Origin of the sequence: Streptomyces sp. NPDC060366 (genome assembly GCF_042725135.1) — a bacterium.
GTDB lineage: Bacteria > Actinomycetota > Actinomycetes > Streptomycetales > Streptomycetaceae > Streptomyces.
Genome location: NZ_JBHXDC010000006.1, coordinates 328158 through 350623 on the forward strand (window position 1 = coordinate 328158; position 22466 = coordinate 350623).

Here is a 22466-nt window from a genome sequence, read left to right on the forward strand (position 1 = left end):
GGGGGCAGCCGTGTCGGCGACGGGTCCTGTCCGGCGGGTCCGGGCCGAAAAGCCGCCGATCATGGCGGCTCCGTGCGGTCTTCGGCCCTGCCGCGGGGGAGGGGGCGGTGAATGAAGGACGTCTACTCAGACGGTACGAAGCGCTCCTGGGCGCCGTGCCGCAGTCGGTCTGGGTGTTGTCGGCCGACGGGGTCGTCACTCTGTTGATGGGCAGCGGGATGCCGGAGAGGCTGTGGCACCCCGACGGTGAGAGCTCATGGATGGATGCGGTGCATCCGAAGGACCGGGACTGGTTCCAGCGGGCGTGGCGCAAGGCCACTCAGCAGCGGTCCCCCCTCGACACGATCGTACGAGTACGGCTTGAGGGTGCCCCCGACCGTTTCCGCCACATCAAGATCATCGCTGCACCTGTCCTGGACCGGGGCAGGGAGCTGGAGTGGGTCGGCACCGCCACCGATGCCGAGGACGACTGGCGCTCCCGCATGCGGGAGAAGCTGCTGGCCCGTATGGCACCGGTACCGGCCGCGCACAACCTGTCCGAGGCTTTTCTGACCACTGCGGCAGCGGTCGTGCCCGAACTTGCCGACGCCGTCGCTGTCTTCCACGTACGGGGCGACGCCGAAGCCGCTTTCCGGGCTTCCGAGGGCGTACCGGCCGCGGCGTCGGCAGAGCGGGTGGGGCTGGCCCCCGGACTGCCTCCCATCCATCCGTTGGACGCGGACTTCTTGCTGGGGCGGGCCGCACAAGAGGCCATCGAGAGCCAGGAGGCGGTACTGCTGGCCTTCCCGCCCGGAGGGCCGCCCGAAGACAGTCTTTCCAAGATCTCCGTCCGGTGGCTGCGGGAGGCCGAAGCGACGAGCGTGGCCCTGCTGCCCGTCGTGGTGGACGACCGGACTGTCGCGCTGGCGACCACAGCGACCTGCCGGGGCAACCCACCCTCGGACGAGGCCGACCTGTACCTGCTGCAGGACGTCTTCCAGCAGATGAGCGGGCCCCTGCGCCGGACGATGGAACTGCAGAGCATCCGCGACACGGCCCTCGTACTTCAGCAGTCCTTCCTGGCCGTCCCGCCGTCCGTCGAAGGTCTCGTCATCACGGCGCTCTACCATCCGGCCGACTCGGCCGCCGAGGTCGGCGGCGACTGGTACGACGCCGTCAGACTCTCGGCCGACTCGCTCGCCCTGTCCATCGGCGACATCGCGGGTCACGACGTGGACGCGGCCACCGCGATGGGCCGTGTCAACAGCATGCTGAGGGGACTCGCCTACGACAGCGGCCCGGCCGCCAGCCCGGCGGCAACCCTGAGCCGGCTCGACCGCATCGTGCAGGCGCTCGACAGCCCGTCGATGGTCACGGCGGTTCACGCGGTCCTGCACCGGCAGGCGGACAATGCCTGGCACATCTCTCTGTCCAACGCCGGCCACCCGCCACCCCTGCTGATCCCGGCCGACGCGCCATCGCGGTACCTGCACGACCTCACGTCGTCGGACCCGCCCCTGTGCGTCGGCGAGGCCCTCCCCCGTACCGACCTCCACGCGGTCATCCGGGAGGGCGACACCTTGGTGCTCTACACCGACGGACTCGTGGAGGTGCCGGGCACGGACATCGGTGACGGTCTCCGGCGCCTGCGTGAGCACACCGACGTACTGGTCCGAAAGGGGGTATCCCAGCTGACCCTGATCCGAGGGCTCCTGCCGCCCGTCCAGAACCGCTGGGACGACATCGCCGTCATCGCCCTGCAAGTCCGGAGGGAGCGGTGACACCCCGCCCTGCCGAGGGCCTTCCCCACGGTTCCGGGGAAACGCGGAGCGGTCGGTCGGCTTCGCCGGCTTGCCGAACGCATCCTCATCCCACTGTTTCGCTTGCGCCCGGAACATCACGTTCATACCGTTAGTGAGCCGTCCTCGACCGAAAGAGGCGCCGCATGAATGCTCCGCACGATCGACAGAGCGGACTTGCCACCTCGCGCGCCCACTCCGCGCGGGTGTACGACTACATTCTGGGCGGCAGGGATCACTACCCCGTTGATGTCGAAGCGGGCGACGCCATGTGCCGGCACTGGCCCGCCCTGCCCGTCCACATGATGGAGAACCGCCGATTCATGCACCGCGCCGGCCGCTTCCTCGCCGAGGAGCGAGGCATCCGCCAGTTCCTCGACGTCGGGACCGGTCTGCCGACCTCGCCCAACCTGCATGAGGTCGTGCAGGAGGTGGCGCCGGAATCACATGTGGTCTACGTCGACAACGACCCTGTCGTCCTCGCCCACGCCCGAGCCCTGCTGCAGAGCTCCGCCGAAGGGGCTACGGCATATGTGGACGCCGACATGCACCACCCCGAGACCATTCTGGACAGCCCCGAGTTCCGTGACCTGATCGATCTGAACCGGCCCGTCGGCCTGATGGTGATCGGCATCCTGCACTTCATCCTGCCGCCGGACGACCGGCGCCTGATCAAACGGCTCCTGGAACCGCTGCCGTCCGGCAGCTACCTGGCGATGACCATCGGCACCGCCGACTTCGCGCCCGAGGAAGTCAACCGGGTGGCAGAGGAATACCGGCAGCAGAACATGCCCATGGCGCTACGCGATCTCCCCACGGCCACATCGTTCTTCGAGGGACTGGAACTACAGGAGCCAGGAGTCACCCAGGTACACACCTGGCACCCCGGCCCTGAACAGGCCGGCATCGACGGCCGCGACATCGCCATGTACGGGGCGGTCGCCAGAAAGCCCTGAAGCGACCCGCGCCGGGACGTCACCGGCCAGCGGCTCCTGGCTGACGGGCGGTTCAGAACCTCGGCGATCTCGTTCGGCGGCATGGTTCGGTTCCTCCTTCTCAGCGCAGTTGCTCGGCCAGTCCGACCATGATGCCCTCCGGGCCGCGGACGTAGCAGAGCAGATAGCTGTCCTCGAACCGGGCGATCTCGCCGACGAGTTCGGCGCCGTGTGGGCGCAGGCGGGCAACGGTGTCCTCGATGTCGTCGACGGCGAACATGACGCGGTGCGTGCCCAGGATGTTGTGCGGCCGGTTGCGCGGCCCGGCGCTGATCACCGCGGGGCTGCGGTACTTCGCCAGCTCGAGCCGGCTGTGACCGTCCGGGGTCCGGAGCATCGCGATGTCGCAGTGGACGCCGTCGAGTCCGACGCACTGGTCGGCGACGAGGCCCGCGACCTCCGCCCTGCCCTCCAGCTCCATACCGAGTTCCACGAAGAACGCGACGGCGGCGTCCATGTCCTCGACGACGATGCCGACGTTGTCCATCCGCTGAATCGCCATGCTGGTTTCTCCTTCTTCCTCGTACGGCCGGTGGTGGCCGCTGATGTCCCTGGGACGGAGCCGGTGGCACGTTCTCGACATCCTCGGACGGCCGAACTCGGAAAAGACGAACGGTCGCGGCGTGCCGGGGCAACCTTGGCGGGTGGAGTTCCCGCGCGATCACGTCGCGTACCGCGAAGCGGCGCTCCATCGTCGTGCTCGCTGCCGTGGACGGCGGCCACCCGGGCGTCGGTGCCGGGGCGCGGGCCTGATCCGGGAGCTCTCGGGGAGCCGGTTCCTTCGGGCTCGGGCCCCTCGTCCGGGGTGAGGGGCAGGGCTTCGAGGCCGTTCCGTGGGCCCGTACAACCCCCGGGGTCCTTCAGCGGTCACACCTGCACCGAGCGATGCGTGTGTGCGGGTCGGAGGCCTTCGCAGGATCTGGCCCCCGCATGTCGCCGGCTCGGAATACCGACTCGGACAGCCGTCACGGCGTCCGGCGTGCCGTAGGAGAAAAAGACACGCATGCAGCAGAACCTTCGCACCGTCCTCGCGACCACCGCCTCGGCCGCCCTCGTCAGCGGGCTGCTGCTCGCCGCCGGGGGGAGTGCCGTCGCCGCGCCGTCCGGGATGCAGGGCGACTTCAACGGCGACGGTTACCGCGATCTCGCGATCGCCGCGCCCCTCGGGAAGATCAGTGGAAAGACGGGGGCCGGGTACGTGGCCGTCGTCTACGGCACCAAGAACGGGCTCGACAAGTCCAAGCGCACCATCATCAGCCAGGCCACCACCGGTATTCCGGGAACGCCGGAGAAGGGTGACAACTTCGGCGACCGCCTCACCACCGGTGACCTCGACGGGGACGGGTACACCGACCTGGTGGTCGGCGTGCACGCCGAGCGGATCGGCGACACCGACTCCTTCGGCGTCATCACCGTCGTCTGGGGCGGCGCGAGCGGGCTGAAGTCCGCCGTCGACATCTCGGCGCCGCTGCCCAAGTACCGGAACGAACTCGGCTGGGGCCTCGCTTCCGGTGACTTCGACGGGGACGGACGCACCGACCTGGCCGCCGTCAATATCGCCGCACCCGAGCTGAACATATTCAAGGGCCCTGTCTCCCGGACCGGCAAGGCGGCGGGTCTCGTCGGTATCGACACGTACAGCCAGACCGGCATCAACGCCGACAGGATCGTCGCGGGGAATGTCAACGGCGACGGCGCGACCGACCTCCTGGTCATGGGACAGGAGGAGAGCGGCGACGCGTACCGGACCCGCAGCGTCCTCTACAAGGGGGGCCAGAGCGGTCTCAAGTCGTCGAGCAAGGTCGCCGGGGGCTACGAGGCCGTCATCTCCGATGTCGACAAGGACGGTTACGGCGACATCGTCACCGGCAACTTCATGGAGAAGTCCGCCGACGAACCGAACGGCGGTCTCGGAGGCGCGATCACCGTGACGTACGGCAGCGCCGCCGGGCTGTCCACCCGTACGCCGGTCCGTATCACCCAGGACACCACCGGCGTTCCCGGCACCGCCAAGAAGGGTGACCGCTTCGGCTGGAGCCTGGCCGCGGGTGACACCAACCGCGACGGCTACGCGGACGTCGCGATCGGCGCGCCGAACGAGGTCACGGGGAGCAAGCGGGCCACGGGCACGGTCACCGTGCTGCGAGGCTCCGCCAAGGGGCTGACCGGCACCGGCTCCAAGAGCTTCACGCAGGACACGGCGGGCGTGCCCGGCGCCGCCGAGGCCGAGGATCAGTTCGGCGCCTCCGTCGAACTCACGGACAGCAACAATGACGGCCGCGCGGAGCTGGTGGCCGGCGCCTTCGCCGAGAACGAGGGCGCGGGTTCGGTCTGGCTCTTCAAGTCCGGTACGAGCGGTATCACCGCGACCGGTTCCACGAGCTTCGGCGCCGCCTCGGTCGGCGGGCCCTCCGGTCTGTCGTACTTCGGCGACGTCCTCGCCGGATAGCCGCCGAGGTCGTTCCCGGCGGATCGTGTTCGGAGCCCCGGGCGGAGCACGATGTCGAAGGCCCCCGCTGTTCGCAGCGGGGGCCTTCGCCGTTGTCCGTCTCAGTTCGTTTTCGGGATCTCCCGGAGGGCATTGCCGACTCGCTGCCGGGCCGACAGGACACCCGGCGCCCGGTCCGAGTACAGCCTGCTGTACCCCCTTTTCGGGGTGCCCACGGGAATGATCCGCGGCCCCGGGGCTGGTGTGCTGGACGCACCACACCAGCCCCATCCGAGAGGACACGCGGTGAGCGTCCAGACCACCTCAGGCATCCGAGGCGCCTTCCAACGCGCCCCGCTGACCTGGTTCTTCTTCCTCGCGTACGCACTGAGCTGGCTGGCCTGGACGCCGTACATCCTGTCGGAGAACGGGCTGGGTGTCTGGCACCACGACTTCGGCTCCGGCGGCTCGGGCCAGGTCCTGGGCGTCCTGCCGGGCGCCTACCTCGGCCCGATCTGCTCGGCCCTGCTGATCACCTCCCTGACCGAGGGCCGTCAGGGGCTGCGGAACTGGCGGGCCCGGATGACCAGGCTCGGGGTCGGCTGGCAGTGGTATCTGCTGGTGATGGTCTCGGTCCCCGCCGCGCTGACCCTCGCCTCCGTCGCACTGACGGACACCGAACCCACACTCCCGGGCGCCATGGTGTTCGCCATGTACCTGCCCGGCCTGCTGATCCAGATGATCACGACCGGCCTCGCGGAGGAGCCCGGCTGGCGCGAGTTCGCCATGCCCCGGATGCAGAACCGCTACGGCCCGCTGGTCGCGACCCTCGTCGTCGGCGTCCTGTGGGGCGCGTGGCACCTGCCGCTGTTCCTGACCGACTGGGGCGGCGGGCGGGGCCATGACCCGATGGACGTGGTGAAGTTCATGGTCACCGCGCTCGCCTTCAGCGCCGTCATGACGTGGGTGTTCAACCGCTCGGGCGAGAGCATGCCGCTGGTCATGCTGCTGCACACCAGCGTCAACAACTTCTTCTCCATGGCCTGGGCCGACATGTTCCCGAAGCTGACGGACGAGCAGGGCTCCCAGGCGTTCCTGATGGCCGCCGTCACGGCGGCGCTCATCGTGCTGGCCGCCACCCGGGGCCGTCTGGGCTTCACGGCCGAACCGTCCGTGCCGGCCACGGAGCCGGTACCGGGCGGTGTCACTCCCCCTCCGGCGGTCAGCTCTTCCCCCACCCCGTAGCCTTCGCGGCCCGGTACTGGTGACCGTGGCGCTCCGTGAGAATCTCTCGGCGCAGGGCGGCTCTGTGATTGCGTTAGGCGCGCTCCAGCGTGCGTACATTCTTCCGTGCGGTGCACCAAGGTCAGAAGCGGTCGATCCGACCGGCCCTGACACGGCCGGCCGGCCGTACCTCGTCAGCGTGGAAACGCCGACGCCTGGAAGACCGAGTGGCCGCGCCGGGAACAGCCGGTCCGGCCGACGCGGTTGCATCGATCGAGGGGCCGGTGCCGTACGGCGGGAAACACGGAGACCGCAAAGCCGTCCGCCCCGCCTGGATCCGGCCCCCAGGATCGCGGTACGCCCGCCGCGCACTCGGACCAAGACGCATCTCTACAGAAGGACTTTTCGTGACTGACCGGCCCTTGACGCTCATGGCAGTACACGCCCACCCCGACGACGAGGCCACCGGAACCGGAGGAGTCCTCGCGCGGTACGCGGCGGAAGGCATCCGCACCGTTCTCGTGACGTGTACCGACGGCGGCTGCGGTGACGGACCAGGGGGTGTCAAGCCGGGCGATCCCGGGCACGATCCGGCGGCCGTCGCCTCGATGCGCCGTCAAGAACTCAAGGAGAGCTGTGACGTCCTGAAGATCAGCGATCTGGAGATGCTGGACTATGCCGACTCCGGGATGGCGGGCTGGCCGAGCAACGACGCTCCCGGATCCTTCTGGCAGACCCCCGTGGAGGAAGGCGCCGCCCGGCTCGCGGAACTCATGCGGCACTACCGGCCCGATGTGGTCGTCACCTACGACGAGAACGGCTTCTACGGCCACCCCGACCACATCCAGGCCCACCGCATCACGATGGCGGCGCTGGAGCTGACCGCGCTGACACCGAAGGTGTACTGGACGACGATGCCCCGCTCGATGATGCAGCGGTTCGGGGAGACCATGCGCGAGTTTCAGGAGGAGGACGCCCCGGAGCCGGATCCTGCCGAGGCCGCCGCGATGGCCGAGATCGGCCTCCCCGACGACGAGATCACCACGTGGGTGGACACCACCGCGTTCAGCGGTCAGAAGTTCGACGCGCTGGCCGCGCACGCCAGTCAGGGCGAGAACATCTTCTTCCTCAAGATGGGCAAGGAGAGGTTCGGCGAGTTGATGGGCACGGAGACCTTCGTACGCGTCAAAGACACCACCGACGCGGCCGTACCGGAGAACGATCTCTTCGCCGGACTGCGCTGACCGACCTTCCGACCGGGGCCCGGGAAAGCTCATCGGCCTCAGCGGACCCACCCTCCCCGTCTCAGTCCGAGAAGCGACCGCGTCCAGGTGGACCAGTACCTGTTTCAGAAGCGACGTGAGGGGGCCGGGTCGGCACAGACCACGCGTCTGGCGGGGACGTGCTCATGGCATCTGACCGGTGCCTCCACGCTCGCCGTCCCCGGCCCCTCTCCCCCCTTCTCTCAGACAGCCGAAGCGCCGTTGTCGTCGGGTACGTTGCCGTGCAGTGCGCGTTCTTGCGTTCTTGCGTTCTTGCGTTCTTGCGCGATGCCGGGGCGCGCGTACTCGGCGACCCTCGTCGGCTTGCCTGCCGCGCCGAACTGCGGGAGTTGCTCAATCGTTCATACGTGCGCACGCCGAGGGCAACGCCCGCTCCATCCCCTTCAGATGCAGGACGTCCAGCTCATGGCCGAACGCCGACCAGGCCGCCGCGCCGTACAACCGCGGCTCGCACGACGGCGACAAGCGCACGCCCTCCGTCTCCACCAGCGTGTTGAGCAACTGCGTGGTGATGCGGTCGAGTGCCGGCCGGACCTCCTTATCGAGGTCCGGCCGCTGAGTGGGCCGCTCTTCGGGATGCGCGTCCCAGCGCGTGTACAGCCCGCGCTGCACCAGCTTGTTCGCCTCGATCTGGTCCCTGAAGACCGCGACCACCGCGTCAGGATCCAGCCCGAGCCCGACGGCCCGGGTGCCGACGTCATCGAGGATCTTCTGCTCCCGCGCGGGGTCGTCGATCGGCCGGTCGGTGCCGTACTTGGCGGCGGCCACCTTGTCGGCGATCAGCAGTCGCTCGGCGAACAGGTTGGTGAGCGGGGTGAGTCCATAAGCGGCGGAAAGCGCGGGCGCCGCGGGCGCCGCAGACTGCGGCTGGGCGACGGCGGGCATGGCACCGGCACCGGCACCGGCACCGGAGAGCAGCAGCGCGGCACACGCGGCGACCAACACGGATCGCGTACGTCGGGTTCGCACAGGGCCTGTCCTTTTCGTAGGGGATGGGCTCAACGCGTGGGCGCACATGCTCGACATGGGCCGACCCGGTGAACTTCTGCCGGGCATGGGCGAGTTGACTCTGAAGTAGGACGTTGTCCCAGTGGAGGGCGCGCCTCAGCGCAGGATGCGCCGGGCCGCGTACACCGTCACGGCGGCGGTCAGCGCGAGCAGGGCGCACAGTGCGCCGGTCGCGGCCCACTGCATGGCACCGATGTGGGAGTACGGCAGGTACTCCACCGACCAGCCGACAATTCCCGTCTCGCGCAGGCAGGCCGCGTTGTCGGCCTCCTGTGCGCACGATCCCCAGCCGTGGAGAGAGCCGTCGGCGCCGAGGTAGGAGACGTCGACCTCCAGGGCACTGTCGGGAATCAACGGGGCGTCGTCCTGGGTGAACCGTCCTCCGCCGGTGGTCTTCGTCACCGTGCTCGCGAACGACATCCGCAGGAACGACCACGCCGTCTTCAGTACCAGCAGGACACCGAAGGTGGCCACCATCGCGGGCAGCGTGCGCCGCAGCAGCAACCCGGCGGCGGCACCGATCAGCAGTCCGAGCAGAGCCAGCGCCACCGCCACCGGTCCGGTGGTGTCGAAGCCCGCGGCACTGGTGAAATCGGCGTCGATGGCGCGGTGTTCCGCCAGCGGTGACCACAGGCTCCGCATGGCGAGTCCGGTGGCGAGCGCCGCCGCGGCCGAGAACGCGGCGGCGAGGCCCAGTTTGGCCGCCACCCAGCTTCCCCTGCTCCGGGACTGAAGCCCGACGAACTTGGCGGTCCCGCTCTCCAGGTCTCCTGCGAACAGCGGAGCGCCCACGAACACCCCGATGAGCACCGGCAGACACGCCAGGGCCAGGCCGAAGAGCTCGATCCGCCTGTACGCGCTGTCGACCGTGTCGCTCTCGCCGGGTGAGGGATTGCCGGCCTCGACGGCCGCCATCGCGTCGTTGACGTTCGCGCTCAGCCACATCAGGACCGCTGTCATGGCCGCCGCGACGGCAAGCATCGTCAGTAGCGTCACCCGGTGTTGGCGCCACACCAGCCACGGCATGCCCCTCAGCCCGAACCGACGGCCCGCGTCCCGGTGCTGCCCACTGCCGCGGTCCCCGTCGGCCTGCGGGAGGGTCTGCGTCGTCGCACTCATGCCGCCACCTCCGAACCAGTGCCCGGGACATGGGAGTTCGGGCTGATCAACGGCGCGGACTCGCCCTGCCGCAGATAGGCCAGCACCACCTCTTCCAGGGTCGGCGCGCAGGACTCCCATATGTCGCTGACGGGGCCGCTGGGGCGGATCAGTGCTTTGGTGTGCTGCTTGTCGCTGTGGGTCTCGACGACCGTGTGCCGATCAAGCCCCGCGGGCAGTCCGCCCGGCCCCACCGTCACCCGGTCATGGGGCGCGGACAGCAACCGGTGAACACTGATGATCTCGTCCACGTCTCCGGCCAGCCGCAAGCCGCCCTCGGACACCAGGAGCAAGTAGTCGCACAGCGTGTCCAGTTCGGCCACCAAGTGGCTGGACATCAGCACGGTGATCCCTCTCTCCGCCACCTCTCCCAGAAGGGCGGCCACCGTCTGCTGGCGTACCAGCGGATCCAGATCGGCCAGCGGCTCGTCCAGCAGAATCAGAGCGGGCCGTTTCCCCAGGGCCACCGAGAGAGCTACCCGGGTGCGCTGGCCCCCGGAGAGCCGTCCCACCTTGGCGTCGAGCGGCACGGACCCCGAGCGCAGGAAATCCTCGGCGAGCCGCTGGTCCCACTCCGGGTTCAACTCCCGGCCGAGCCGCAGAGTCTCGGCCACGGTGAAGCGCGGGAACAGCGGCTTCTCCTGCGGGAGGAACGCGACGCGCCGGCGCGCCCATGCCCCTCCGGCGGGTTCGCCGAACACCGTCGCCTCCCCGGCCGTGGCTTGCCTCAATCCCGCCACGATCTCCAGCATCGTGGTCTTTCCCGCACCGTTCGGCCCGACAAGTCCGCACACCCGACCGGCGGGAAGCCGGAACGTCGCGTCGCGCAGCACCCAACGCCTGCCGTACCGCCGCCCCAGACCCCGCACCTCAAGCGCGGTCTGCGCGTCGTGGGCGGACTCGCCCCGTATGCCCCTGCTCACCTGTGGTCGCCCTTTCGTTCTTCCGTCTGTCGTGCTTCCGTCTGTCGTTCTTCTGTGCCGCGCCGGATGCGGGCCGCCCCCGCGCCCTCGTGCTCCTCCAGCGCCAGTTCGACCAGTTCGCGCACGTCGTCGTGGTTCAGGCCCGCCAGCAGCGCCCGCTCCGTCCAGGCGGACAGCTCCGCGTGGAGCGGCGATCCGGCTTCCGCCATGTGCCGCTCGGGGGCGCGTGTGATGAAGGTTCCGAGCCCCTGACGCAGCTCCACGATCCCTTCGCGCTCCAGCTCCCGGTACGCCTTGAGCGTCGTGTTCGGGTTCACCGCACAGGCCTCGGCCGCCTCTCGGGCGGTCGGCAACCGGTCCCCGACCTTCAACGCACCTGTTCGCAGCGCCCGCTTGGTCTGCTCGATGATCTGCTGGTAGGCCGCGACTCCCCGGCGTCTCTCTATCCGGTACTGCATCCACAACACCACCACTCTGCTAGTTGAATAGCTCAATGATGCTGAGTGAGTGATCCGGTGTCAATCGAGCCCTGGCGGGACCACGCGCCGTGTGTCATGCGGTAGTTGGCGTCGGGAGTGGTGGCGTGCCGCAACGCGGGTGCGGTGCAGGGCCGGTGAAGTGGCGGTCGTCGTCCGCCAGGTCTCCCGGACGTCGGTGACCGCGCCTGCGGGCCACCGGGGCCGTTGGGGCGGTGAACAGCGGCCGGCGGCGGCGTTCACCAGGGTCGGCGCGAACGCCTACTTGAAGACGTTTCTCGCAGGTCAGTGGCCACATCTGCCCACCTGGCCTCGTTATCACTGCCTAAGGTACGCACATGCCCGAACGCTCAAGCGAAGTGCTGCCCGAGCTCTATCCGGAGCTGGATACGCCTGGTGGCCTGAAGGAAGCGCTGGCCCGCGAGGCGGTTCGGCGCGGGCACCGTGCCGAACCGCTGGATCCCGTCGAGGGGTACGATCCCGCGGTCGCCGCATGCTGCGCACGTGGAGAGGCGCGGTTCGCTGTATACGCGACCAACGCCGACGAACGCGAGTTCCGCATCGAGATCTCCGCGGACTCCGGATGGCCTTGGGGAGCCTTCGGCAGCTCCGGCGACCTCGCGGTGGTCGACGCCATTCTGCACGCCTGGCGTGAGGGGGCATCGATCGGTCAACTGCGGCGCGAGTGGACACTGCTCGCGGCGACCCCACTGGAAGCGGCGCCGCCGGGGAGGGTCGTCTCGACCGCATGGCGGCTGACCCTGGAGCGCTCGCCGGTGATCAGGCTGGGCGATGCCGAACTGGCCGAGGCCCTGTATGCGCAGCCGGCCCTGCGCGTACTCTTCCCGTTTCCGTCGCACGGGGAGTTCAGCCTCCTCAGCAGTACAGCTGATCCCTTCTACGAGCAGGTTCCACGCGTGGTACCAAGTGGAGACGGACTGTGGAACGTGGTTCTCCTCCGCTCGCTGTGGTCGCCGCACGTTCCCTCACGTGTGCTCGGATCCCGCCTCGGCGCTCGCGAGGCCGCAGCTCTGGTGGCGGCGAACGTTCCTCCGGGTTGTGGCCCGGCCATCGAAGGAGGCTGGCCGCAACCGCCGCCCATCAAGACCCCAGTGGTCGGCGACATCGACGGCTGACGCCAACGGCCCGATCGCCGGGATGCCGGTCGCCGGCTGCAGGGCTTCCTGTTCGGGCGTGGTGGTCAGAGGCGGTGGGCTGTGACGATCCAGGCGCGTGAGTCGAAGTACACGCCGTTGTCGGTGTCATGGGCGTCGAGGGTGGCGCGTAGCCGGGTGCGTGCTTGGTCGGCCGTCGCGGCGTCGAGGTCGGTGAGCAGGTCTTGGAATTTCAGTAGACGGAGCACGTTGTCCATGGCGGTGGCGCTGTCCGGGCCGTAGTAGACGGGTTCGTGCACGTCGGTGAAGCTGACGTCCGTGAAGCCTGCCGCCGACAGGATGCCTTCCGTGACGGTCGGGTCGGCGAGTGAGAACGCGTTAGGGCCGGAGGTGGGGGGAGTGGGTGCGGCTGTTGCGGCGGTGAGACTCCGGCGGATCTCGGTCGCCCATTCATTGCGGTCGCGGTCTTGCCAGACCAGCAGCACCAGGCGTGCTTCGGGGCGCAGAGCGCGCCCGATATTGGTGAACGCGGCGACCGGGTCGGCGAAGAACATCGTTCCGAACCTGCTGATACAGAGGTCGAAATGCATGGGCGGGAAGCGGTGGACCTGGGCATCCACCTGTTGGTAGGTGACGTTGAGCGGTCCCTGTTCGTCACTGAGCTGACGGGCCCGTTCGAGCATCGGCGCGGAGATGTCGACGCCCAGCGCGCTTCCCGTGACGGCGGCGCGGGCGGCCTCGCGCGTGGTCCGGCCCGTGCCACAGCCGATGTCGAGCACGCGGTCGCGCGAGCCGACGCGGGCAGCGGCGCGGAAGTGTTCGTTGTGCAGCCGCAACTCCGCGTCGTAGTCGAACAGTTCGGCATCTCTGGTGCCGTGCTCTTCCGCGGCCGGCTCGGAGCTCGGCCGCGTCTGGGTTCCCCGCCGGTCGGACGCCACGGTCATCAGATCCTCTCTCGATACCGATTTCAACATGATCGTCGGTCTTGTGGGTGTCGATGTCTCAGGGCTCTATCGTGCCGTCGCGGAGTACGCCTCGCACTTGGTCCGGCGACACTGTTTCCGGCGGGGACTCCGCCAGGTCCCTGCGGTGTTCCTGGGCGCCGTCGATTCCCGAGCTCGGAGTGCGGGTTCAAGGCATCGATCGAGCATCTAGGCCGCTCCTCGCCAGATCGTCAGGGCGCCCTGGAGGAAGGCGATGTCCGGCATCGCGGTCGACTTCGTCGAAATCACGAACAGGGCGATGTCGCCCGAGGGGCCCTTGATGCAGATTTCGCTGCCGTTCGCCGCGCCGGCGAGCGGGAGGCGGTGGCTCTTTCCGTGCTTGAGCAGCCGACGGCACTCGTCGAGGGTGCCGCCCGGCTTGCCGTACAGCTGGAGGAACACGCTCGTGTCGCTCCTCAGTTCGCAACCGACCGACGGGCAGCCGAAACGGATGTCCCCCGTGCGGCCCTTCGCTTCCTCGTCCGGGTTCTTGAGATTCACCGAGTTCTTCGCGTCCAGCATCACCAGGGGGTACGGCTCGGGCCGCGGCTCCCGGGGCGAGGGTGCGGAAGACGGCGAAGTCCCGGCCGCCTGTTCACCGGCGCCCTGAGCCGTCTCGTCCGAGGAGTCCGACGACGACCCCCGCGGGGAAGCTGACGACTGTCCGGACGGTCCCGTGTCGGACGCCGACGAACCGCCGGGGTCCCGGAAATCACCCCAGCCCTTGCCGTCCATGCCCAGCCAGGTCAGGGCCGTTACCAGCAGCGCGCTCCCCGCCAAACCGACGGCCATGATCAGTGGGGTGCGCCGCCTGCGAGCCTTCCCCTCCGCCCGCGTCGGCGGCAGCCACCCGATCAGCGGCTGCGGCTGCGGCGGGGTGGGATCGGGCACCGGTGGCGGAACCACGACCTCCGGCCCGCTGATCTCCCGCCACACGGCCGGCGCCCCGCCCGCGTCGGCGTCCGCTCCCAACCGCTGCCGACACCACTCCACGACCTCTGCCGGAGTCGCCCGCTCCGCCGGATCGGCGGCCAGGCACCGGGCGAACAGCGGACGCAAGGGCTTGGGCAACAGGTCCAGGTCGGGTCCTGAGTGCACGATCCTGTACAGCACGTAGACACCCGGGCCATCGCCGTAGAGCGGCCTGCCCAGCGCCGCGAACGCCGCCGTCTGGGCTAGGGCGAAGACGTCGGTCGCCGCCGTCGCCTCTTCTCCGGACGCCTGCTCCGGAGCCATGTACGCGGGCGTGCCGACGGTGTGTCCCGTCGCCGTGTACGAGGTTCCGTCGGCGGCCAGTGCTATGCCGAAGTCGATGACGCGCGGCCCGTCGGCGGCCAGCAGCACGTTCGACGGCTTCAGGTCCCGGTGCACGATGCCCTCGGCATGGATGGCCTGCAACGCCTCGGCCATCCCCGCCATCAGCCACAGCACGGCGGTCACCGACAGCGGGCCGCGCCGGGCCACGGCCTCCGCGAGGGACGGGCCCGGCACGTACAACGTGGCCAGCCAGGGTGGTACGCCCTCTGCGTCGGCGTCGATCAACTCGGCGGTGTACGCCCCGCGGACCCGCTGGGCCGCCCTGATCTCCCGGCCGAACCGCCGCTGGAAGTCCGGGTCGTCCGCCAGCTCCGGCCGGACAACCTTGATCGCCACGGGCCGGCCGCCCCGGGTGTGCGAGAGGTAGACCCGGCCCATGCCGCCCGCGCCCAGCCGGGCGGCGAGCCGGTAGCCCGCCACCACGGACGGGTCGGTCGCCTGAAGTGGCTTGAAGGTATCCGTCGCATCGTTCATCGGCCCGCTCCCCCCGCTCTGACGCAGTGGCCAATGGCAGCAGCCTATGGGGCAGGATCCTGTCGCTGTGGGCAGGGTGATCAGGCCTCAATTCGCTGTGGTCGGCGGAAAATGGAATAGCTCCTACCGGGTGAATCCAGTCGTTCGGTAAGTGAGGGCAGACGTGACACGGGAAGTCCATTCTCCGTACCGGACAATCGATGGGCACGGAGCGTCCCTATGCCGAAATTCCTCATCCAAGCCACCTACACACCCGAGGGCACGAAGGGTCTGCTCGACGAAGGCGCGAGTGGGCGACGCGCCGCCGTCGATCAGGTCGTCACCGGACTCGGCGGGAAGGTCGAGGCCATGTACTTCGCCTTCGGGGAGGACGACATCGTGCTCATCATCGATTTCCCCGACCCGGTCTCCATGGCCGCCGTCAGTCTCACCGTCAAGGCCAGCGGCGCCCTCCGTACCCGGGCGACCCCACTCCTCACCATCGCAGACATCGACGAGGCGGCCCGCCGACAGGTGAACTTCCGCGCCCCCGGCCCGTAAAGCGAGGCGGTCAGCCCAATCGGCTTCGGAGCTCTCCCGGACTTGTCGTCCGGATTCCCGCGACAGTCCTCGACGGCCTGCGTGACACTGTCCGGGTGATCACCGATCGGACGCTCGCGTCATCCGAGGACATGCACAGCTATCTCGTGGACGAACTGAACCTCGCGCTCCGCAGGGTGGGCATGTACGGCAAGCTGGACATGAGCATGTGGTTCCTGATCGGCCACCTCCTCGTCCTGGAGCAGAGGTTCGAGGTGTGGGAGGAGCAGCGGGATCGCTGGAGGCGGCGGGGGCTGTGGAGTTCGACGGGGGTCGAGGGGGCGTTCGCTTCCTACTTTCCGTCCGAGCACAGCCTCGGCGCGTCCTCCGTCTACGCCGAGTTCGCCCGCGCGGAAGGCTGGTTGAAGCCCGACCGTGTGCTGGACGCTCAGACATACGCCGTACTGCGTGACGAAGTCGGCCCGTGGGCCGAGCACGACCGGTCGTGGGCGGACGTGACCGCGGCCTTCGGCCCACCGTCGATCCAGATCGGGGGCAACAATCCGCGCTACGGCAAGACGCTCGGCTACCTGACCGACGATCTCGCCCAGCCGATGGTGGCCTTCCACCTGTGGAACGGCACCGACCCCGGACTCCAGGACCGGCCGGGCCACGAGGAACCGCTGCTGCTCGCCGTGCGATGCGGCGACGGCGACGGCGACGGCGACTTCGCCGACAGCCTCACCTTCACTCCACAGGGCCGTGACCGTCGTTCAGGCGCTCAATGATCTGACGTACTCGCACAAGTAAGCAGCGAGTTCGTTCGGTTGAAGTTCCAGCGCTGCCAAGGCCGATGCGTCCAGGGCGACTCGGACCGGCGAGAAGTCGCCTACATCGGGATCAACCATCTCAGGGCCGTTGCGGCGGTCCGGATCCATGTCCAACACGTCGGCACGGAAGTAGTGCTGTACGACGGTGACTCTCTCGCCTGGTTCGGTCAGCGTCAGGAACTCGGTGACAGGTCCGATCGTGGCACCGATCTCCTCCATCACCTCGCGGCGTAGGGCGGCTTCAAGATCCGCGTCGTCCGGTTCGACGCCTCCGCCGACGGTCGTGAAGTATGAAGAGCCACCTGGCCATCCCCGACGCAGAAATACCAGGTGATCGCCATCGAGCAGAACCGCGCGGACGTTGCGCCGGGTCTTCATGCTCGCGAAGATAGCTCGTTCGATCTCGCGAGGAACGCTCATTGCCCGCTTGGTACCGGAGGGATTCGGGCGCCGAGCTGTAGCGCACCGATGAGTTTCCCGCGGCGCGCCGGTCTGTACGCGTGAGACCGACTCACGGAAGGCTGGCGCCATGCGGAAACTGATGTACGGCATGAACGTGTCCCTGGACGGCTACATCGCCGCGCCCGGCGACGACATCGGCTGGGGCGGACCGCCGAGCGACGAGCTGTTCCAGTTCTGGTCCGACCAGTTGCCGGCGACCGACGTGACGCTGTACGGGCGCAAGCTGTGGCAGACGATGAGCTCTCACTGGCCGACCGGCGACCAGCAGCCGGGCGCCACCCCGGCGGAGATCGAGTTCGCGCGCCGCTGGCGGGACATGTCGAAGGTGGTGTTCTCCTCGACGATCGACAAGGTCGACTGGAACACCCGCCTGGTCACCGGTGACGCGGTCGCCGAGATCACCCGGCTCAAGGCCGAGGACGGCGGCCCGATGGACATCGGTGGCGCGACGCTCGCCGGGGCGGCCATGCGGGCCGGGCTGATCGACGAGTACATGCTGGCCACCGTGCCGGTCCTGGTGGGCGGCGGCACGCCGTTCTTCACCGCGCTGGACAGCTGGGTGAACCTGAACCTGGTTGAGACGCGGACGTTTCCCGGCGGCGTGGTCCTGAGCAGGTACGAGACGAGGCGCTGAGCGCGGGCGCCGGCGGCATGGGTGTGGTTCCTCCCGTGCCGCGCGGCGCCCTCGCGATGTCAGGCGGCGCGCTTCACGTGGCGGACCAGCCACATCAGCAGGGTGTCCAGGTCGGCGGCGGCCGAGAGGACCCGGTCGACCGCCTCGGGGGTGTGCAGCCACTCCTCGCAGCCGAGGGGACGGGCGGCGATCAGCGAACGGTGGCGCAGCAGGTTCGTACGGGGGTGGTCCGGCGGATAGCCGCGCGGGGGGCGTTTCATCACGTCCCCGGAGATGTCGTAGCCCTTCCTCCGCACGTCATCGACGATGGCGGACAGTTCGCGGCCGCTCCCCTCGGAGGCCACGGCTTTGCGGAACATGTCCACCTGGCCGGGATCGGGGTACCACCAGGCGCCCTGGATCCGCAGGCCGTCCAGGGAGAACCGCAGACCGATCTCGATCTTGCGGCCGAGCCGGATCACCGCGCCCTGGTGCTGCCACCACCAGGAGTCGGTGCGGTAGTGCCAGACGGAGAAGTCCTCGTACCGGGGGTCGGTGTCCGCGACCTCGTTGAGAAGGGCGATCATCGGCTGCCGGACCAGGCGTTCGCGGTCCGCGCGGCAGCGCTCGCGGGTCGCGTGGGCCGGTTCGCCCTGGAGCTGCCACAACACGTCCATGGCCTGCTCCGGCCAGCCGGTGAACTGTCCTGGCATGCGCGGATGGTAGCTCACTCATGATCCGCGCGCGGAGAGTGAGACGGGCGTCGCGGCGCGTGTGCCCACTGCTTCTGGGACTACCGGCCCAAATGACGGATGGGTGTTCAGGCTTGCACCCGTCATCGGCGGGCGGACCCGCTCACCGGACCGGGAAGCCGAACGAGTATCCCTGTTCGCGCAGCCAGGGCAGCACCTCGCGCAGAGCTGCCACCGTCTGGGAGCGGTCGCCTCCCGCGTCGTGGAAGAGGACTGTCGGGCCGTTGGGGATCTCCCTCTTGACGGTGGCGACCATCGTGTCCGCGCCGGGGCGTTCGAAGTCCTTGGAGTCGACGTTCCAGCCCAGCGGCCGCATCCCCCGGGACGCGGCGAGTTCCCGGCTGTACGGGGTGAAAGCACCACCAGGAGCACGGTAGTACTCCGGCCGGACGCCACCTGAGGCCTTGGTGATCATGCGTTCGGCGTCCAGGATCTGCTTGGACTGGTACGCCTCGGACTTGGTGTCCATGGTGGTGTCGTGCGAGACCGTGTGGTTGCACAGTCGGTGCCCGGCCGCCACGACGTCCTTGACCAGGTCCGGGTGCGCCTGGGCCTGTGTGCCCACCATGCAGAACGTGGCCTTCGTACCGCTGTCCTTGAGCAGTTGCAGCACCTGGGGCGTCCAGACCGGGTCCGGTCCGTCGTCGATGGTGATGTTGACGCCCTGGGGGCCGCGGTCCGAGGCGTGCGCGATGTCCGCCGCGACCTTGGCCACTTTCCGGTCCTCGCTCGGGTCGTCCGGCACCGAGACGGGTGCCTGCGCCTGCCGCCCTCCCGTGGGGTTGGCCTGCGCGCTCCACATCGAGGTGGCCGCGGCCACCGCCGTCACCCCGAGCGCCGCCGCGAGAAGCCGGCCGTGCCATCCCCTTCCCTTGTGCCTTGCCATGTCCGCCCACCCCTTCGCTGTCTCCGCCGATGCCGTGCACCCATGGAGACATGCGAACGCCCCTGCAAGATCCCTCTGTTACCGATCACGGACGAATCCGCAGGGGGCCGGCGACAAACGCGGGAGTTCCGGGACCCCCCGAGGGCGGCAGACGCTGTGGGGGGGGCGGAGGGGTGGGGGGATACTTTTACACGCTCAGGGGGACCGAGTGGATCTCGTCGGCCTTGTGGCCCGTTCGGCCGTGGATGCGTTGGACCGCTTCGGCCGAGGGGGCGTTGGAGAGGCAGTAGACCGTGCCGGACTGCGGGTCGGCCCAGACCCTCTCGAAGTGGACGCCTTCTTCTGTCTCGATGGCGACGTCGGCCGAATGGGCCTGCCTCAACTGGTCCGCGGTGATGCCCTTCATACCGTGGTGGACGTCCATGAACTGGGTCATGCCGTCGCACCTCCTTCCTGCGTTCACGCCCCGGCGTCCAGAATTGCGACGTGCCCTTGCCGGAGGCGCCACTTCCATCGTGCGCTTGTACGGCCGTGGGGGCGAATTCTGGCCGACAGGTACCCGGACCGGCCACGCAGAGGATTCACCCGGTGCCCGATCGTGTCCGGGCTCCGGCCGCCTCCAGGGACGTCACGTCCTGCTTCCCGGCGGGTCGGTGCGATCCGCGAAGGTGCCCTCCAGCATGCCGGTGGCCTGACCGACTTCGATCAGGTAGCCGTCCGGGTCCCTGATGTAGCAGCGGAGTTCGGCCTTGCGGTCGAGCGGCTCCGTGAGGAATCGCGCGCCCTTGGCGACCGCCTGCTCGTAGAAGGCCGCGATGTCGGCGACGCGCACGTTGAGGAAGGAGGACACGGGGTCACCGGGTTCGGGGGCGGTGAGGACGACGTCGGGCTTGTCGGGTGTGGGGCCGCCGCCCGGGTTCATGATGATCCAGCCGTTGGCGATCTTCACGATGCAGGGGTTCTCCTCCAGCACCACCTGCCCGCCGAACACGTCGGCGTAGAAGCGACGGGAGATCGCGACGTCCCGCACGGTCAGGAAGTGGGTCAGCACCAGGCCCTGCGCGGGCGTCGGCCAGTCGTCACGGGGAGTCATGAGAGTCGTCCTTCCGCTCGGGTGCGTTGTCCGCTCGGCCGCGGTTCCTCCGCCCCAGCTCGAACGCTGTTCCTCTGGCCCGGTTGCTCGGCCGTTGCTCTGCCGCGGACGCTCACCGGTCCGTCCAGCGCTCCGGGTCCGTCTCCAGTGACGCCCGGTCCCAGCCGGCCCCGTCCGCGGCTGCCACGTACGTGCTGCGCAGGAAGCCGGCGAGTGCGCGGTCCGGGTCGTCGGCGGTGCGTACCGCCTCGTACGGGAGCAGGAACTGCCCGTTCTGCCTGCTGTAGAAGGCATCCGACGGGGTGACCGGGCTGTCGGCGAACCCGGCCGGCTCGGGGTAGGCGTACGAGTAGAAGGCCCCTTCGTCCCCGCCGCCGGGCCAGAACCCGCAACTGCTCAGCTCGTGCGAGTAGCCCTCCACCATGACCCAGTCACCGCAGTTCGGGGCGCCTCCGGGATGGGTGGGGGCGCCGCGTCCGGAGAAGCGGGTGCACGCCAGGTCCATGGCACCCCAGAAGAAGTGCACCGGGCTCACCTTGCCAACGAACTGTCCACGGAATTCGCCCAACGCACGGTTGGCCTGGAGGAGTTGGCGCCAGAACAGATGCGCCGCACGCGGGTCGTAGGTGTGGTGCTGGTAGTCCTTGGAGAACGGGACCGCCGGCTCGACCTCGTTCGGATGGTCCTGGATGGTCGTGGGTACGCCCAACTCATCCAGCGCCTGCCCGACAAGGGCGTGGAAGTCGGCCACCGGCATGGACTTCAGGGGGATGGCGCGGGAACCGCCGTCGCTGGTGCGCAGACGCAGCGTGTGGTCGACGAAGTCGAACTCGATGTCGAAGGCTCCGACGCCGTAGGGAACGGCGGAGGTGGTCAGCCCTCGGGGAGTCACGTAAAGGGCCACCTGCCACCAGTGGTTGAGCAGCGGGGCGTGTGCCAGCCGGACCTTGCCCACGATCTGGACCCACATGTGCAGCGTTTCGCGGGTCTCGGCCCAATCGTCGACGCGCAACCGCGGCCACGCCGAACGGGTGCGGGAGGTTTCCGTGGTTCCCATGATCGTGGTCCTCTGCTCGGCAGCGTCGGACAACTCCCCGCGTACGCCGTCGGCTCAAGCCGGGGCCGTTCGCCGCGGCGGCACCCCCGTCTCGTCCACCTTGCGCAGCCTTCCGCTCCCCCGCAACTCCGGCGGGGTGGGGGGCGTGCGGGCCGTCGTTGTGCACCGCCCTCACCGTCACCGCCGCACTCGCACGCGGGCCTGCTGAGGACCGCGTGTGAGGAAAGGATCGTCGCGTCGATGAGGCAGTACAGGCACCCGGAATCCCGCGCCGTTCACGCGAAAACGCTCGGCTGGGGTTCCCCAGCCGAGCGTCTGGTCGAGCCGGCGGCAGCTTGCGCTGCCGGCGTGGGTTCTAGCCTGGTGTCAGGTCAGATCGTCGGGGTGTCATCGACGACCTCCTTGTGCGGTTCGACGATGAACTTCCAGCCTTCGCTGGGCTCCAGGAATCGCACTCGGGTCGGGTAGATGTCCAGGGCGCGGCGGTCGCGCTGGCTGCTCGCGTTCTTGCGGCCGCGGGCCGGCTCCTCGAACAGGTCGACCTTGACGTCCGGTACCGCGACGACTTCTTCGTTCCAGCGCTGGACGATTCCCGCGCCGAAGGCGTCCCGGGCGGCGGCGTAGAGCGAATCCAGGGATTCCAGGTTTCCGTTGGGCACGAAGAGGGCGAGATTCAGGAGGACGCCGGCGCCCTGGAGGACCTCGATTTCCTCCCCCGCCTTGTCGGCAATCCAGATGCCGCGCTCTTCGGCATTGTCCGGGAGGACGTGGATTTCCTGGCCGAAGGCCGTCCTCGCGGTGAAGGACCCTCCCTCGAAATTCTTACCCGGCTCCGTGAGGAAAGCCGGGGCGTAGCAGTCGAGAGGAAGGCCATCCATCTCTGCCGAGACGAAGATGCCGTCCTGGAGGCCCAACTCCGAAACTTCTTCGGCCGTAAGACGTCGAGCCGTAACCTTCTCGGTATTCACGCCATTCCCCTTTTTTCGTGGCGTCCTGTGAATTCAATAAGACTCTATCACGAGAACGGTCAACCAGTTCCCGTTACCGGGCACTTGAGGGTCGCGACAGCGCTGGTCAGCCCTCGGTGGGTAA

The 22466-nt window shown here is 68.9% G+C and carries 23 protein-coding genes; 9 read left to right on the top strand and 14 right to left on the bottom strand.

Going from position 1 to position 22466, the window contains the following annotated elements; genetic code table 11:
• Positions 1-107: 107 nt before the first annotated feature.
• Both ACFWHU_RS18260 and ACFWHU_RS18265 read left to right on the top strand, forming a co-directional pair.
• Positions 108-1760 carry a SpoIIE family protein phosphatase gene (locus ACFWHU_RS18260; RefSeq protein WP_387225591.1) on the top strand — a complete coding sequence of 551 codons (1653 nt, stop codon included), beginning with the start codon at positions 108-110 and terminating at the stop codon, positions 1758-1760.
• Between the two features lie 164 nt (positions 1761-1924).
• Complete coding sequence (locus tag ACFWHU_RS18265) at positions 1925-2734, top strand: SAM-dependent methyltransferase (protein WP_385792244.1); 810 nt, start codon at positions 1925-1927, stop codon at positions 2732-2734.
• Between the two features lie 100 nt (positions 2735-2834).
• Here the strand turns inward: ACFWHU_RS18265 and ACFWHU_RS18270 are convergent, their stop codons facing one another.
• Complete coding sequence (locus ACFWHU_RS18270; RefSeq protein WP_387225593.1) at positions 2835-3275, bottom strand: VOC family protein; 441 nt, start codon at positions 3273-3275, stop codon at positions 2835-2837.
• Positions 3276-3776: 501 nt separating this feature from the next.
• Between ACFWHU_RS18270 and ACFWHU_RS18275 the strand changes: the two genes are divergently transcribed.
• The 3 genes from ACFWHU_RS18275 to ACFWHU_RS18285 all read left to right on the top strand — a co-directional run bounded on the left by ACFWHU_RS18275 (position 3777) and on the right by ACFWHU_RS18285 (position 7669).
• Positions 3777-5222: an FG-GAP-like repeat-containing protein gene (locus ACFWHU_RS18275; RefSeq protein ID WP_387225595.1), complete on the top strand. Its 1446-nt coding sequence runs from the start codon at positions 3777-3779 to the stop codon at positions 5220-5222.
• A gap of 285 nt (positions 5223-5507) precedes the next feature.
• The gene (locus ACFWHU_RS18280) at positions 5508-6446 is read left to right on the top strand and encodes a CPBP family intramembrane glutamic endopeptidase (protein WP_387225597.1); all 939 of its coding nucleotides are present in this window, start codon (positions 5508-5510) and stop codon (positions 6444-6446) included.
• A gap of 386 nt (positions 6447-6832) precedes the next feature.
• The gene (locus ACFWHU_RS18285) at positions 6833-7669 is read left to right on the top strand and encodes a PIG-L family deacetylase (protein ID WP_387225599.1); all 837 of its coding nucleotides are present in this window, start codon (positions 6833-6835) and stop codon (positions 7667-7669) included.
• Positions 7670-8041: 372 nt separating this feature from the next.
• Here ACFWHU_RS18285 and aroQ read toward each other — a convergent pair whose 3' ends face one another.
• The 4 genes from aroQ to ACFWHU_RS18305 form a co-directional block, all read right to left on the bottom strand.
• On the bottom strand, positions 8042-8677 hold the full coding sequence (aroQ, locus tag ACFWHU_RS18290) for a gamma subclass chorismate mutase AroQ (RefSeq protein ID WP_387225601.1): 636 nt from the start codon (positions 8675-8677) through the stop codon (positions 8042-8044).
• Positions 8678-8812: 135 nt separating this feature from the next.
• Positions 8813-9835 (bottom strand): ABC transporter permease, encoded by a 1023-nt coding sequence (locus tag ACFWHU_RS18295; protein ID WP_385792238.1) that lies wholly within the window; start codon positions 9833-9835, stop codon positions 8813-8815.
• Positions 9832-10797 carry an ABC transporter ATP-binding protein gene (locus tag ACFWHU_RS18300; RefSeq protein WP_387225603.1) on the bottom strand — a complete coding sequence of 322 codons (966 nt, stop codon included), beginning with the start codon at positions 10795-10797 and terminating at the stop codon, positions 9832-9834. The genes ACFWHU_RS18295 and ACFWHU_RS18300 overlap by 4 nt, the downstream gene beginning before the upstream one ends.
• On the bottom strand, positions 10794-11255 hold the full coding sequence (locus ACFWHU_RS18305; protein ID WP_385792236.1) for a GntR family transcriptional regulator: 462 nt from the start codon (positions 11253-11255) through the stop codon (positions 10794-10796). The genes ACFWHU_RS18300 and ACFWHU_RS18305 overlap by 4 nt, the downstream gene beginning before the upstream one ends.
• Before the next feature lie 356 nt (positions 11256-11611).
• Between ACFWHU_RS18305 and ACFWHU_RS18310 the strand changes: the two genes are divergently transcribed.
• Entirely contained in the window at positions 11612-12409 is a 798-nt protein-coding gene (locus tag ACFWHU_RS18310) for a DUF6193 family natural product biosynthesis protein (protein ID WP_387225605.1), read from the top strand.
• Between the two features lie 65 nt (positions 12410-12474).
• Here the strand turns inward: ACFWHU_RS18310 and ACFWHU_RS18315 are convergent, their stop codons facing one another.
• A complete protein-coding gene (locus tag ACFWHU_RS18315; RefSeq protein WP_387225607.1) occupies positions 12475-13332 on the bottom strand; it encodes a class I SAM-dependent methyltransferase in 858 nt (285 codons plus the stop codon).
• Positions 13333-13539: 207 nt separating this feature from the next.
• Entirely contained in the window at positions 13540-15162 is a 1623-nt protein-coding gene (locus ACFWHU_RS18320) for a serine/threonine-protein kinase (RefSeq protein ID WP_387225609.1), read from the bottom strand.
• Positions 15163-15381: 219 nt separating this feature from the next.
• Here ACFWHU_RS18320 and ACFWHU_RS18325 point away from each other — a divergent pair, with 219 nt between their 5' ends.
• Both ACFWHU_RS18325 and ACFWHU_RS18330 read left to right on the top strand, forming a co-directional pair.
• Positions 15382-15702 carry a GYD domain-containing protein gene (locus ACFWHU_RS18325; protein ID WP_387225611.1) on the top strand — a complete coding sequence of 107 codons (321 nt, stop codon included), beginning with the start codon at positions 15382-15384 and terminating at the stop codon, positions 15700-15702.
• Positions 15703-15797: 95 nt separating this feature from the next.
• Complete coding sequence (locus tag ACFWHU_RS18330) at positions 15798-16469, top strand: hypothetical protein (RefSeq protein WP_387225613.1); 672 nt, start codon at positions 15798-15800, stop codon at positions 16467-16469.
• Here ACFWHU_RS18330 and ACFWHU_RS18335 read toward each other — a convergent pair.
• Positions 16455-16889 carry an NUDIX domain-containing protein gene (locus ACFWHU_RS18335; protein ID WP_387225615.1) on the bottom strand — a complete coding sequence of 145 codons (435 nt, stop codon included), beginning with the start codon at positions 16887-16889 and terminating at the stop codon, positions 16455-16457. The two genes, ACFWHU_RS18330 and ACFWHU_RS18335, sit on opposite strands and share 15 nt — an antisense overlap.
• A gap of 151 nt (positions 16890-17040) precedes the next feature.
• On the opposite strand from ACFWHU_RS18335, the gene ACFWHU_RS18340 reads away from it, so the two are divergent.
• Positions 17041-17607, top strand: coding sequence for a dihydrofolate reductase family protein (locus ACFWHU_RS18340; RefSeq protein WP_385792225.1), 567 nt, complete (start codon positions 17041-17043; stop codon positions 17605-17607).
• 59 nt (positions 17608-17666) lie between these two features.
• On the opposite strand, the gene ACFWHU_RS18345 is transcribed toward ACFWHU_RS18340, so the two are convergent.
• From ACFWHU_RS18345 to ACFWHU_RS18370, 6 genes are all read right to left on the bottom strand, one after another.
• Positions 17667-18299, bottom strand: coding sequence for a DUF2461 family protein (locus tag ACFWHU_RS18345; RefSeq protein WP_385792224.1), 633 nt, complete (start codon positions 18297-18299; stop codon positions 17667-17669).
• 142 nt (positions 18300-18441) lie between these two features.
• On the bottom strand, positions 18442-19224 hold the full coding sequence (locus tag ACFWHU_RS18350; protein WP_387225618.1) for a polysaccharide deacetylase family protein: 783 nt from the start codon (positions 19222-19224) through the stop codon (positions 18442-18444).
• A 187-nt stretch (positions 19225-19411) separates the two neighbouring features.
• Positions 19412-19660 (bottom strand): SCO4226 family nickel-binding protein, encoded by a 249-nt coding sequence (locus tag ACFWHU_RS18355; protein ID WP_385792221.1) that lies wholly within the window; start codon positions 19658-19660, stop codon positions 19412-19414.
• A gap of 192 nt (positions 19661-19852) precedes the next feature.
• Positions 19853-20317: a VOC family protein gene (locus ACFWHU_RS18360; protein WP_385792220.1), complete on the bottom strand. Its 465-nt coding sequence runs from the start codon at positions 20315-20317 to the stop codon at positions 19853-19855.
• 112 nt (positions 20318-20429) lie between these two features.
• Complete coding sequence (locus tag ACFWHU_RS18365; protein ID WP_387225620.1) at positions 20430-21374, bottom strand: DUF5996 family protein; 945 nt, start codon at positions 21372-21374, stop codon at positions 20430-20432.
• A gap of 371 nt (positions 21375-21745) precedes the next feature.
• The gene (locus tag ACFWHU_RS18370) at positions 21746-22342 is read right to left on the bottom strand and encodes a hypothetical protein (protein WP_385792218.1); all 597 of its coding nucleotides are present in this window, start codon (positions 22340-22342) and stop codon (positions 21746-21748) included.
• Positions 22343-22466 lie beyond the last annotated feature (124 nt).